Source organism: Pseudomonas sp. Sample_22, assembly GCF_004307635.1.
Taxonomy (GTDB): Bacteria; Pseudomonadota; Gammaproteobacteria; order Pseudomonadales; family Pseudomonadaceae; genus Aquipseudomonas.
In genome coordinates this window covers 20,664-34,064 of record NZ_RCNY01000015.1, presented here as the reverse complement: position 1 = coordinate 34,064, position 13,401 = coordinate 20,664, and the positions used below count along the sequence as shown (strand labels likewise).

Annotated in this window: 10 protein-coding genes; 3 read left to right on the top strand and 7 right to left on the bottom strand. The window is 60.4% G+C overall.

Translation table 11 applies throughout. The features are described 5' to 3' along the window. Window positions 1-9: 9 nt before the first annotated feature. Both D8U73_RS02710 and D8U73_RS02705 read right to left on the bottom strand, forming a co-directional pair. On the bottom strand, window positions 10-1,233 hold the full coding sequence (locus tag D8U73_RS02710) for a lipase family protein (protein ID WP_130903663.1): 1,224 nt from the start codon (window positions 1,231-1,233) through the stop codon (window positions 10-12). 14 nt (window positions 1,234-1,247) lie between these two features. Further along, window positions 1,248-2,321 (bottom strand): PhnD/SsuA/transferrin family substrate-binding protein, encoded by a 1,074-nt coding sequence (locus D8U73_RS02705; RefSeq protein WP_130903662.1) that lies wholly within the window; start codon window positions 2,319-2,321, stop codon window positions 1,248-1,250. Window positions 2,322-2,728: 407 nt separating this feature from the next. Between D8U73_RS02705 and D8U73_RS02695 the strand changes: the two genes are divergently transcribed. Beyond that, the gene (locus tag D8U73_RS02695) at window positions 2,729-3,796 is read left to right on the top strand and encodes a sigma-54 dependent transcriptional regulator (RefSeq protein ID WP_130903661.1); all 1,068 of its coding nucleotides are present in this window, start codon (window positions 2,729-2,731) and stop codon (window positions 3,794-3,796) included. A gap of 247 nt (window positions 3,797-4,043) precedes the next feature. Here the strand turns inward: D8U73_RS02695 and D8U73_RS02690 are convergent, their stop codons facing one another. Next, on the bottom strand, window positions 4,044-6,170 hold the full coding sequence (locus D8U73_RS02690; protein WP_130903660.1) for a methyl-accepting chemotaxis protein: 2,127 nt from the start codon (window positions 6,168-6,170) through the stop codon (window positions 4,044-4,046). Between the two features lie 166 nt (window positions 6,171-6,336). Then, complete coding sequence (locus tag D8U73_RS02685; protein ID WP_130903659.1) at window positions 6,337-7,659, bottom strand: hypothetical protein; 1,323 nt, start codon at window positions 7,657-7,659, stop codon at window positions 6,337-6,339. Window positions 7,660-7,941: 282 nt separating this feature from the next. Between D8U73_RS02685 and D8U73_RS02680 the strand changes: the two genes are divergently transcribed. Next, on the top strand, window positions 7,942-8,331 hold the full coding sequence (locus D8U73_RS02680) for a c-type cytochrome (RefSeq protein ID WP_056853751.1): 390 nt from the start codon (window positions 7,942-7,944) through the stop codon (window positions 8,329-8,331). Between the two features lie 48 nt (window positions 8,332-8,379). Continuing rightward, a complete protein-coding gene (locus tag D8U73_RS02675; RefSeq protein ID WP_130903658.1) occupies window positions 8,380-9,870 on the top strand; it encodes an aldehyde dehydrogenase family protein in 1,491 nt (496 codons plus the stop codon). Window positions 9,871-9,900: 30 nt separating this feature from the next. Here the strand turns inward: D8U73_RS02675 and D8U73_RS02670 are convergent, their stop codons facing one another. The 3 genes from D8U73_RS02670 to D8U73_RS02660 all read right to left on the bottom strand — a co-directional run bounded on the left by D8U73_RS02670 (window position 9,901) and on the right by D8U73_RS02660 (window position 13,225). Beyond that, complete coding sequence (locus D8U73_RS02670) at window positions 9,901-12,282, bottom strand: DUF3772 domain-containing protein (protein ID WP_130903657.1); 2,382 nt, start codon at window positions 12,280-12,282, stop codon at window positions 9,901-9,903. Window positions 12,283-12,386: 104 nt separating this feature from the next. Continuing rightward, complete coding sequence (locus D8U73_RS02665; RefSeq protein ID WP_130903656.1) at window positions 12,387-12,875, bottom strand: DUF6644 family protein; 489 nt, start codon at window positions 12,873-12,875, stop codon at window positions 12,387-12,389. Continuing rightward, entirely contained in the window at window positions 12,875-13,225 is a 351-nt protein-coding gene (locus D8U73_RS02660) for a DUF6152 family protein (protein ID WP_130903655.1), read from the bottom strand. The genes D8U73_RS02665 and D8U73_RS02660 overlap by 1 nt, the downstream gene beginning before the upstream one ends. Window positions 13,226-13,401: the final 176 nt, after the last annotated feature.

Here is a 13,401-nt window from a genome sequence, read left to right as displayed (position 1 = left end):
GGCTCCGTCTTACTGCACGCTGGGGCTGCAGATCGGGGTGATGGGCTGGTCGTTGATGACTTTGTAGGCGAAGGGCACCGAGTCCTTGAGCGAGGCGTTGACCGTTTCGCTATGACCCAGCCCTTTGTAGAGGTGACCCTCGACCACCGAGCCGGTCTTGCAGGCGTCCTGCATCAGCGCGACCTGGGTCGAGGCGGCCGGGGTTTTGTCTTCTGCGCCGGTGCCGATGAAAATCGGCTGGGACAGTTTCAGGGTCGGGTAAGACACCTGCTTCTGCCACGCCGCGAGCTGGTCGCCCTTGTAGTCCTTCTTGGCATTGGCCGGGGTCAGGCCGACACCCACCACATCGCTGACCAATGCCGCCAGGCAACTGGTGCGAGCCTGCTCGAACAACGGCAGCGCTTTGTCGGTGTAGAAGTCCCTGGGGTTGATGGTCGGGTCGTATTGCTGCGCGGCGAGCAGCGTGTAGAAGCCATAGGCGAGGGACGCGTCGACTTTGTTCACGTCCTGTTCACCGACGTTTTTCGCGCCGACGGTGTAGATCACACCCGTGCCGATACTGCCCTTGACGCCGAGGTCGGGTGCGTAGGTCGGCGCATAGGCCGCCGAGGCAAACGCGCCGGCGCCACCCTGGGACTGCCCGACGATCAGTACTTTGTTGGCCAGCCCCGGCACACCGGCGACCACGGCTTTTGCCGCATCGAGAATGCCGTAGGCAGCCATGCGATTGTTCAGCAGCGGGTGACCACCGGGCACGCCGAGGCCCTGATAGTCGGTGGCGACGATGGCATAGCCTTCATCGAGCCAGCGGCTGAGGTACTGCACGTCACGATAGGACCGGCCTTGCCACGATGGCGCGCATACATCTGCCACGCCGACCGTGCCATGGCCCCAGCTTGCCACCGGCCACCCCCCGGCGGGCGCCTTGCCCTTGGGCAGGAACAGCGTGCCCGAGACTACGATCGGAGTCTTGTTGTCGATACCGTCGGTCGAGCTGTAGAGAATCCGTTGGGCACTGGCGGCGTTGGGCAGGCTCAAGGTCTTTTCCAGCGGTTCGCTGCGCAGCAGTTTGCCCGGTGTGGCAGGAATCACCTCCTGCCAGGTGTAGAACGCCGAGACACGGCCATCACCTTGCAGCGGGTCGGGTTTTGGTGAGTGCACGCCGGCCGCCATGGCACTCATGGACAGCGCCAGGACGCTCAGGCCGAAGACGAATTTTTGCGGCAGTTTCATCTGGATTTCCCTATTCATGGATTGGTGCTGACCTGGCCGCGCAGGGCCGGCCAGTAGTCGGTGAGTTGCAGATCGATCAGCGCCTGGTTGGTGAAACCGGTGGCCAGTGATGGGGTGATGTCGTAGTTGTCGCGTATCAGCTGATTGGCCAGGGCGTAGGCGGTCAGCGCCTGATAGTGGGTCTTGAGTTGCTGGTCGCTTTTCGGCGCCCAGCGGTCCTTCCAGGCCACTGGGTCGTTCTGGTCGTCGCGGCGCAGCACGCTTTCAGCGGTACCGGCGCGGGAGGAGAGCTGGTAGTAGGCATCTTTGTTCTGTTCCTGGGAAATCCACCATGCAGCCTTGATCCAGGCCGTGGCCAGCAACTGGGTGATGTCCGGGTACTGCGCGACAAAACGGTCGGTGCCCCACAGGTCGGAGACCAGCCGCCAATCGTTGGCGCCCTGTTTGGTCGACCAGATGATCTTGCCGACGCCCTTGTCTTCCAGGGCATAGGCTTCGCTGAGCAGTACCGCCGCGTCGACTTTGCCGGCCGACACGGCTGCTGCACCGACTTGCGGGTTCAGGTTGGCGATCTTGAAGTCGTCCAGCTTCAGGCCCTTGCTGGCGAGGAAGTTGCTGAAGGCGAACTCCCAGGGACGACCACGATGCAGCGCCAGGCGTTTGCCCTTGAGGTCTTCGATGCCCTTGGCTTCGGAGCCGGCCGGTACCACCAGATAGATGTTGTTGCCGCTGCCGCCGGGCACGATCAGCTTGCCCGGCACCCCACCGGCACCGGCAATCACCGAAGGCAGGTCGCCGCGCACGGCGAAGTCGATGCTGTTATTGCTGAAGCCTTCATTGATCTGCGGACCGGCGCCGGCGTGGGGCAGGGCGATCCATTCCAGCTTGACGCCGCGCTGGCTCAGTTGCTGTTCGAGCCAACCGTCCTCGATCACGCGGCCGGCGATACCGCCAAACACTGGTTTACCGCCTTGAGTGAACGCGACGATGGCGATCTTCACCGTGGACGGTGCCTGTTCGGCCAATGCGATGGCACTGAGCAGTAATCCGGTCAAGCCGACCAGGCTGTTACACCAGAAACGTTTCATGGAAATCTCCCTTGATGGCATTTGGCGAATCCCAATTCGTAGGAGCCGGTTTGCTGGCGATGAGGACTGCAAGTCATGCGGCGTCCTTGGGGACGCCATCGCCAGCAAGCCGGCTCCTACAGGTGGATCGCTGTCGGGAGGGAGAGAGCAGATTGCATGCCACAGCGTGAAAACATGGCTGCAGGCCTTGTGTGGCGGGGCTTTTCAGGGGAGGGCGGCATCTGTGGACAATGGAGATTGTTGATCTGCAAGCAGCCCGATGCCCGCCAATTGCTGCTCCAGCAACAGGTCAGGAGCAGTTAAATGATGTATTCGATTAAGGAATATACAAATACTAATTAATAATTTTTTAGTCTAAACATCTTTGTGCAATATTGAACGCGCGCTTTTACTGCCAGGAATGCACCATGTCGCTGATCACTCATCCAAACGCTCGCGAATTGACCAAATCGGTGCGGGCCACCGTTCTGGTATTCAAGGATCCGCGCTCCCAGGAGTTGCTCACTCGCATTGAGCGCCTGGCGCCCAGTGAAGCCAACACATTGATCATCGGCGAAACCGGAACCGGCAAGGAGTTGGTTGCCCGTCACATTCATCACCTGAGCCGGCGGGGGCGTGAGCCTTTCGTCGCGGTGAACTGCGGAGCCTTCGCCGAAACCCTGGTGGAAAGTGAATTGTTCGGCCATGAAAAAGGCGCGTTCACCGGCGCTACCACGACCAAGGCCGGATGGTTCGAAGCGGCCAATGGGGGCACGTTGTTTCTCGACGAAATCGGCGATCTGCCGCTGAACATGCAGGTCAAATTATTGCGGGTGCTGCAGGAGCGGGAAGTCGTGCGCCTGGGTTCGCGCACACCGATTCCGATCAATGTGCGGCTGGTGGCCGCGACCAACGTCAACCTGGCCGACGCGGTGGTGGCGGGACATTTTCGCGAGGACCTTTTCTACCGCTTGCACGTCGCCACGATCCGCCTGCCACCGCTGCGCGAACGCCCGGGTGACATTCTGCCGTTGGCCGAATTTTTCCTCGAGGAACATTGCCAACGCCTGGGCTACAACCGCGCTTCATTGAGTATCGAGGCCGAGCGAAAACTGCTGGAACACAGTTGGCCGGGCAACATTCGTGAGTTGGAGAATTCCATTCACCACGCTTTGCTGGTTTGCCGCAATCAGCGGGTCGCACCGGCAGACTTGCACCTGGTGGACATGCGCTCATCGAGCATTCGTCATGAACAGGAGCAAGCGATTCAACCGGTCCATGCCATTGCCGGCCCTGTCGACCTGGAAGCCGCGTTGAACGCACTGTTCGAACAGAACATTCCAGACCTCTACGAGCATATCGAAGAGACCATTTTCCGCGCCGCCTACCGCTTCTGCCATGGCAACCAACTGCAGACCGGACGACTGCTGAACATCAGCCGCAACATCGTACGGGCGCGGTTGGAAAAGATCGGTGAATTGAACAAATCCATGTAGGAGCCGGTTTGCTGGCGATGGCGGTCGTGCAGTCGACATCGCCGCGCCTGACGGTTCGGCGCGGTATGTTTGGGTGTATGCCATGGGGTTGGTTGTGGATGCCAGATTGGCGCGAGTGACAGGCGACAATGATGTTGGATGTGCCGGCTCCATCGTTGCCAAGCTGCCCGGAGCAGGCTCACTCCCACAGAAATCCTTGTAGGAGCGAGGCTTGCCCGCGATGGCGATGTAACGGACGCCGTCAATGTCAGATCCTGAAACTTCCCACCAATTGATTGAGTCGCCCAGCCTGCTGCTCCAGTTCGGTACAGGCACGCAACGTCGCCTGCAGGTTCTCCACCCCTTGCTGATTCAATGTGTTGATCCGTGTGATATCGACATTCAGCGCTTCGACCACCGCCGTCTGTTCTTCGGTGGCGGCGGCGACGGACTGGTTGACGTTGTCGATCTCGCCGATCCGTTGGGTCACGCTGCCCAGACGCGTGCCGGCGAGGTTGGCGATGGTGACGCTTTCTTCGCTGTGTTGCTGGCTTTCGGTCATGGTGGTGACCGAGTCGCGGGCGCCCACTTGCAGTTCTTCAATCATTTGCTGGATCTCCAGCGCCGAGGCCTGGGTGCGTCCGGCGAGGCTGCGCACTTCATCGGCGACCACCGCAAAGCCACGGCCCGCTTCACCAGCCCGTGCCGCTTCGATCGCGGCGTTGAGTGCCAGCAGGTTGGTCTGCTGGGAAATGCCCTTGATCACTTCAAGGATCTGCCCGATGTTCACGGTCTTGTCGTTGAGCACCTCGATGTTGGCGCACGAGGCCTTGATCTTGCCCGACAATTCATTCATCACCTCGATCGTGCGTTGCACCACCTGGCGCCCATCCTCTGCTTGTTGCCGTGCGGCGCAAGATTGATGCGAGGCATCGGAGGCGTTGTGCGCGATCTCTTGTGCAGCGGCGCCCAATTGATTGATCGCCGCGGCCACACTGCTGGTGCGGCTGGATTGGTCGTCGAAATTGCTCAGCGATGAATGGGAAGCTTCCAGCACTCGCTGCGCCCCTTGATTGACGCCCAGGGCTGCGGCCGACACCTCACGCATCGACTGATGAATACGCTCCACGAAGCGGTTGAACGCCGCTGCCAACTGGCCGATTTCATCCCGCGATTGCACTTGCAGACGTCGCGTCAGGTCACCTTCGCCGAGGGAAATGTCTTCCATGACCCGTGTCAACAATTGCAACGGCCGGGTGATGCGCTGGGCGGTGTACCAGATCAGCAGCAGGCCGAGCAGTGCAGAACCGCCGCCGAGCAGCAGTTCCAGCGCAGTGCTTTGCACACCCTGAGCTGCGAGTTGCTTTTGCAGGGTAGCCACGGGAGCCAGCAATACGTCTTGCGGCACGCCCACCAAAACACCCCATGGCGCGGCGCCGGCAATGGGTGGCAACGGTTCGAGCACCTTGATCTGTTGCGCGTCGACAAACACGTTTGGCTGGCCCTGACGCAAGGCGTCCATTACCTCGGCATTGTCCATCGGATGGCCGAGGCGGCTGACATCCTGGCTGTTGGCGGAGATCACGCCGCGGGGGCTGACGATGCTGATCTGACCATGGCCGTCGAACAGTGCCTGGGCGCTGGCTTCACTGTTGTTTTGCAGCGCGGCGAGGTTGATGTCGAGGCCGACCACGGCGATCACTTTGCCGTTTTCCAGCAGCGGGAAAGCGACGCTGGTCACCAGTTTGCGACTGCCGGAGGCTTCGTCGAAGTACGGTTCCAGTACGCATGCCTGACGCGTGTCACGGGCGCAGGTGTAGAAGGCGTTGTAGGGCGCGCCGCTCGGCCCCGGCTCGGTGTTGGCCAGCAGGCCTTCGTCGCCGATCACCGCCTGCAGTTCGCCGGGTTTGCTTTGTACCCAGTACAACGAAAAGCGTCCGGTTTCGTTGCTGCCCAACGCTGCCTGGTTGGCGAAGCCGGCGTCGGCGCCGTCCAGCGCGTCGGCTTCAAAAATGACGTAAAGCCCGAGCAGGTCGGGCTTGTCGATCAGGGCCTGATGAAGCTGAGTGCTCAGCTCCTGGCGTAGTTGTATGGCGTTCAGTTGCCCCTGATGCTGGAGTTGCCTGAGGTACAGCAAATACCGCGACAAGCCCTGGCCGAACTCGTGGGTTTGCATGAAGGTGCGTTGCACCTGCATGGCCTGGACTTTGCCCAGCGCCTGCATGTGCTCCTTGTCCGCGTCGGCGAGCATTTCACCGCTGGCCTCGGCCACTTGCTGGCTGCTTTTGTGTGTCTGGTAGAGCGATAACCCCATCAGCAAACCCACCACCAACAACAGGCAGAGGCCAGCGAGCAGGGCGATCTTGCTCTGGATCGTGAGAAATCTTTTGTGCATGGGAAATACCTTTTTCCGTGAAGCGAACCCGATCCCCTGTAGGAGCGAGCCTGTCGAATCGTCGCACCGTCGCGATGGACGTCAACGATGACGCTGGCTGCCTGAATGACCGAGTTGTCCTGACGTTTTTCGCGAGCAGGCTCGCTCCTACAGGGGTTAGCTGGAATTAAAACGTTGTGGCAAAGATCAGCTGGCTGTAGAGGTTTTTGTCGTTGTTGCCCAACTGCGTGCCACCCTGGTCGGCGCTCTTGTCCGGCTGGAACAGGCCTACCAGCGGCATCACCGTGATGTGGTCGTTGAGGTGCCATTCGGCGTACAGGTCGATTTCGTGGCCATCGGTGTTACCCAGATCGCGGTCGATCGTGTCGAAATTGAAGTACATCGCGCCCACGGTCAGGTTCTCCAGCGGCGAGACGGTGAACTTGAGTTGCTGGATGCGTGAGTTGGTGTTGAACGGACCGGCATAGTTGCCCGCCACTTCACCCTGGAACCAGGTGCCGAAGCCGCGGCTGAAACCGTAGAACAGCGTGTCGTAGCCTTCCGAGAAACGGCTGTAACGGTAGCCGGCATAGGGCGTCCAGGGTGCTTCGGAAAAGGTCCAGCCGGCTTCCAGGTACCAGGCGTCCTCGGTGGCGGTGTGCGGTTTGTCCTGCTTAGCGTATTCGCCGGACAGGAACAGATCCTTGACCCCGGCGTTGCCGGTTGCACGCAGGCTGTAGGTCTTCATGCCATCGCGTTCGAGTTGCACCGGGGAAGCGTACTGTTCGTCGATGTCGGTGGTGTCGATGTAGGTCAAGCCAACGGTGCCGGCTTCAGACACGTGCTCCAGGGTGCCGACGTACATTTCAGTCATCGCCTGGGCACGGTTGTTGGATTTCAGCCACATCAGGTCACCGCGCCAGCCTTCCTTGCCACCGATGCGCAACACCGCGGTTTCGTCGAAGGCCTTGCGCGCCGCCAGCCAATAGGCGCCGCCACGGTTGAATTCACCCTCGGCCAGGCCTTTGCCGAGGTTCAGGGCGTCGCCGTTGATCAGGAAACCGTCGCCGACGACGATGTTCTGACGACCGAACGACAAGTCGATGCCGTCGGCGCCCAGCACCGCAAACAGCTCAGCCGAACGCCAGCCCAGATAGGCGTCTTCGAACCTGGTGGTGCGTTCCGAGCCGTCACTGAAACCGGCAGCATCGCCGTCGCCCCAGGTGCCGGAGCTGAGCATGTTCGCCGCACCATAAGCGGTACCGACACCGGCCAGACCCTGGTCGAAACTCAGGCCGTACTTGATGTAACCCTCGCGCCACGACGAAGAACCTTCGTCGAGACGACCTGACAGGGCGTAGTTTTCCTGACTGTGGAAAACGCCGAATACCGCTTCCAGCGTGGCGTTCAGGTGACTGTCGTCATCGGCGTAGAGTTCGTAGGCTCCGGCCTGGCCGGCGCTGATCATCAGCGCGAGCGTGGAGAGTCGAAGCAAGGGGGACTTGAGCATGGTGTGGCATCCGTTCTTGTTCTTGAGCGCAGGGTTGCGGTCTGCCCGGATACTAAGTCGCGACTTTTTTCGAGCCTTTTGCCTGTTTGCCAATTAGTTGGTCGTGCGTGCCAGATTGAGCGGTTTGGCAGAACCGCCAACACGACTGGCACGCAGGGCAAAACCTCTGTGCCGGCGACCGCCGACAATCCCTCACAACCTGCCGGAGCACCGTTGCCCCGGCGCCTTCAGTGTTGGCGCTCGTCTGTTGGCGGGCGCGTGGATTTTCAAGGGCGTTTTCTTATGTTCACCTCCCTGCGTTTGCCCCTCATCGGTTTGCTCTCATTGACCCTGGTCCAGGCCGCGCTGGCGGCCGATTGCGCACCGGTGCAAAGCCGCGGCGCCGAAGTGTTTGCCAATGAATGCGGGGTTTGCCACGCCGTGAGCAAAGGCGCGACCGGCATGATGGGGCCGAACCTGGCTGGCGTGGTGGGGCGCAAATCCGGCTCACTGGAAGGCTTCAACTATTCGCAGGCCATGCGCAACAAGAACATCGACTGGCAAGCCGAGAACATCGAGCAACTCATCACCCAACCCCAGGCTTATGTGCCTGGCACCTATATGCCCTACATGGGCATGGCCTCGGCGGATGATCGTCAAGCGGTCGTGTGCTACCTCAAAGAACAACATTAATCAGGCCGGATCTGCGCCTGAACAATTCGTCTCAACGAAAGGTGATTTATGAGCAACGTTGAAATCCTGCCGCAGGTAGCTGCATTTCTCGACCGCCGTCATGGCTGCTTCATCGACGGGCAATGGGTGTTTGCCGAAGGCGACAGCATCGCCGTGGTCAACCCGGCCACCGGGCAGACGTTGTGCGAAACCCTCGATGCGCCGCTGGAAATCGTCGAGCGTGCCGTGCAGTCGTCGCACCAGGCGTTCAAGTCCGGTGTGTGGTCGAGTCTGCGTCCGGCCGACCGTGAACGCATCCTGCTGAACTTCACCCGCCTGGTGGAGGAGCACGCCGAAGAGCTGGCGCAACTGGAAACCCTGAGCCAGGGCAAATCGATCAACATGGCCCGCGCGCTGGATCTGAACGCCACCGTGGAGTTCATGCGCTACATGTCTGGTTGGGCAACCAAGATCGAAGGCCAGACCTTCGACGTGTCGATTCCGCTGCCACCGGGTGCCAGGTTCACCGCGTTCACCAAGCGTGAGCCGGTGGGCGTTGTGGTTGGCATCGTGCCGTGGAATTTCCCGCTGTTGATCGCTGCCTGGAAACTGATGCCGGCGCTGGCCACCGGTTGCACCGTCATTATCAAACCGGCGATGGAAACGCCGTTGACCGCCATGCGCCTGGCGGAATTGGCCCTCGAAGCCGGGATTCCCGCGGGCGTGTTCAACGTCGTCACCGGTGGTGGTGCCTCGGTGGGTGGCGTGCTGACCTCCCATCCGCTGGTGAGCAAAGTGTCGTTCACCGGTTCCACCGCCGTGGGCAAGAGCGTCGGTGTGGCGTGCATGGAAAACATGACGCGCTTCTCCCTGGAGCTGGGTGGTAAAAACCCGATGATCGTGCTTGCCGATGCCGACATCGAAAAAGCCGTGCAGGGCGCGATTCTCGGCGGTCTGCTGAACAACGGCCAGGTGTGTGCGGCGGCTTCGCGCTTCTACGTGCATCGCTCGATTCACGACAAATTCGTGGAAGCGCTGGCGGCGGCAGTATCGGCCATGCCGATTGGCGACGGCATGAACTGCGACGCGGCCATCAACCCGCTGGTATCGCGCAAGCAGCAACAGAGCGTGCTCAAGCACATCGAACTGGCGCGGCAGGAAGGCGCTCGGGTAGTGACCGGTGGCGAGCTGCTGGAGGGCGACGGCTTTTTCGTGCAGCCGACTATTTTGGCCGACATCAACCACAGCATGGCCGTGGCTCGCGAAGAAGTATTCGGCCCGGTGCTGGGTGTGATGCCCTTCGACGATGAAGACGCCGTCATCGCGCTGGCCAACGACAACCGTTACGGTCTGGCCGCCAGCCTGTGGACCAATGACCTGGGCAAAGCCATGAACCTGGTGCCACGCATCGAAGCCGGTACGGTGTGGGTCAACGCCCATGTGTTGCTCGACCCGGCGATGCCATTCGGTGGGGTCAAACAGTCGGGCATGGGCCGTGAGTTCGGTCGTGCGGTGATCGAGGCCTACACCGAGCTTAAATCGGTGTGCATCGCCCATTGATGCAAAAAACCGCCTGTGGCGTGACGGTAATCACGCCGCCGGCGGTTTCGCCAATTCAATCCCGGCGGCGCCCAGCCGCTTGAGAATCTCGAACAGCAACTCGCTCTTGATCGCGGTAACCATCCGCGGGCTGCTGACATAACCGGTGACGGTCAACGTAATGCCCTCAGGCTTGAGCTGGCTGAAGCGCACCACCGGCGCCGGTTTCTCCAGAATGGCTTCGTGCTGGTTGTAGGTGTCATACAGCAGGTTGCGTACCTGTTCCGGGTCAATGTCCAGCGGGAACATCAGTTCGAGGGTCGCCACCCCTTGAGCGCTGCCACCCAGGGTGACGTTGCGCAGGTTTTGCGAGATCAACTGCGAGTTCGGCACGATCACGATCGAGCGGTCGGCCAGCTGTATTTCGGTGGCCCGCACGTTGATGCGGCGGATGTCGCCCTCGACACCGCTGATGCTGATCAGATCACCGACCTTCACCGGGCGCTCGGTCAGCAGGATGATGCCCGAGACGAAATTCTTGACGATCTCCTGCAAGCCGAAGCCAATGCCTACCGACAAGGCGCTGACAATCCAGGCCAGATTGGTCCATTTGACCCCCAGCGACGACAACATCAGCAAAATCACCAACGCGTAGCCGATGTTGGAGAACAAGGTACTGAGCGAGGCACACATGCCGGGGTCCATTTCGGTTTTCGGCAGGAATTCGTTGTCCAGCCAGCGCCGCAGCGAACGGATCAGGTAAATGCCGATGATCAGCGCAAGCAGGGCTTGCAAGAGGTTGGCAGGGACGATGTTCAGTTTGCGCAAGCCGTCGCCGCCGAGGATCGCCAGAATGTTGGTGGCCAGTTGGCCGAGCGTCGACCCGACCCCACCCACCACCAGCGTGATCAACGCCAGCAGCAGGAGCGTGGCGCGACCGGCACCGGACAGGATGATGGAAATCTGTTCCAGGCGCGTATCGCCAATGCCCAGTAATTGCTTGATCGCTTTTCCCGTGGAGTATCGGGGGGAAAACAGGTACTCGCAGCCGTCCTTCACCAACTGGATCAGCAAGTAGAAGCCAGCGAAAATGATAAAAAACCAGACCAGTTCGTAAGTGATGAAACGTGCCAGCGAGATATAGCCGATCAGCAAGGCCAGTAAGGAAATCACGATTGCGATGCTGGCAAAGGCATAGATCAAACCCGCCAAAGTGCGACCGGCTTCGGGGGCGGTGCCAGCCATGACCATGGCCCGGCGCGTTTTGCTGACACGCAGCAGCAGCGAACCGATCAATAACGAAATGACCAGCGCAACAAATCCCCTGACAGAAATCACCACCTGCGAGCTCATGCCGGTGGCATTGGTGATCTGCGCCAGCGACACCAGCACCAGCAGCGCACCGGCCAACCGCAAGGGAAAGGGTTTGATCACCAGTGCGAGCGGGTCGGCAAAAGCCGGCAGCCGCCACGAAGGGTGTTCGGTGGACAGCAGCGCGCGGCTCAGGCCAGTGATCAGCACGCAGGTATAGATGATTTTTTCAAAGTCCTGGGAAAACCCGCTGAGTTGTGGCGTCAGGGGCAGCTCTCGGGTGACGGTAAAAAACAGCAACTGCAGGGCAATCCAGGCAGAGAGGATCGTGGCGATTACCGAGGCCAACGCCAGCGAGCTTCGTCGCAGGCGACCTTCTGGCATTCGATGAATGCACAACCAGGTCAGCCCGCGTTCGGCGACCCTACGACCGGAGATCCAGAAAACCAGGGCCAGGGCGAGCAGCAGGCAGGTCAACAGGCGCTCGCCCGGCTGCCAGGTGGCGCCAAGCGTGGCACGGATCTGCTGGATGAACGCGCTGAACTTTTGCCGATCTTCCGCTGGCGGATTGAGCAATGTCGACCAGAACCAGGGGTTGAGCACGCTGCGGGTCTGCTGGGTCACCTCGGTTTCCAGCAAGCTGCGGCGGATGGCGGCGATCTGAGTCAACAGTTCGGCGGCGCTGGCTTTTAGGGTTTCCAGGGTTTTCAGACGGGCGTCGACCTGATTTTTTTGCTCGGTGAGGGCGGCTCTCTGACTGGCGATTTCGGATTTCTCGAGCCCGGCACCGGGCAGGGGCGTCGGCCCCAACACCCCCAGTTGCGCCTGCAACTGGGCCTGTTCGGGCATTAACAGCGCCGTGAGCCGATCAATCTCGCGGATAAGGGCCTGAAGTAGATCCTGAGGAGCTTCCAGCTGACTGTAATTGCTGGCCAGGGATACCTGCTGTTTGAGGTTGCCGAGTTGGACCATCAATGCGTCCAGATCACTTTCAGAGACGCTGGCGAGCGCAGGTGTTGAAGTGGCAACAGGAGGCGCGAGCGGTTGCGCCGCCGACAGCACCCCGACGTTCGACCCGAACAATAAAGCGATGAGAATCACGAAGCTCACAGCATGGCGCATCGGCGTGCTCGACTGGTTGTGTTACTCAGCCTATGAGGTTAGGTCATGAGCCACGATATCGAGGCTTTTTTGCTCGAAGACACCTCTGGAACGCAGCGGATGGTTCAGGTGTAGGCCAGCAATCGGCCGCAGAGAATCACGCTGACCCAAAGAACGATGGAAAACAGTGCCTGCAGTTTGGCCACGCCCGGCGCAGGGTTGACGGTATTCCACGCCGTGACGGAACGGTACACGCCGACATGGAACAGCACGGCGTTGAGCCCCGCCGTGGCGATCAGGCACAGCTTGAGGATGAAAATATCATTGGAGGCGAAGTCGTGAGGGTGGGCGGAAAACATCATCAAACCAGCCGGTACGATCAACAGCAGGGCCGCCACGGACCATGGCAGCAGATGGCGGGCGAGAGCGGTCACCTGAATGTTGCGCGATACGCCGAGCACCCGCAGGTCGAACATCACCACCGAACCGACCAGTATTGCGAAGCCGAGGATGTGCACCACCTCCACCAGCGGATACAGCCACAAGTCACCGCGCATGGCTGAGCCGAGCGACGAATCATTCAGCCAGTCCATCCAGCCCTGGTTGGCTTCCATCAGCGCAACTCGGTGGTTTTGTCGCCGATCGTGATGCGTTCTGCGCGCAATTCATCGGGCTTGTTGCGGTTTTGATAACCGACGACCGTTGCCTGATTCCCCTCTGCCAGCATTTCTTTCGTCAGGCCGCGGTTTTCCATGCGCGAGGGCGGCGCCAGCACCACGTTCCAGGTCTTGTCTGCGGTTTTCAGGTTCACGAAGCCGTGGGGGTGTGAGTAACCGGACGCTTCAATGGTGCCGCTCAGTTGCAGGGGTTTGCTGGAGTCGTATTCGCTCCAGCCGTGATGGGCAAATGCCGCAGTGGCCACCAACAGCAAAGACGCGCTAAAGCCCTTGAGCATGATGTGCATGACAGGGTTCTCCTGTTGAAGATCGTTTTGCGAAGCTGCTTTTCAGGATAGATGGCCTGTTTCGGTGGCTGGAATACCCCGACCAATAGAATGTTTCAGGCTGTGACGCAGGGCTCGCCAGGCTCTGCAGGCCTTCGACGGAACCATGTTCTACGCTTATCCGCAGATACCACCCA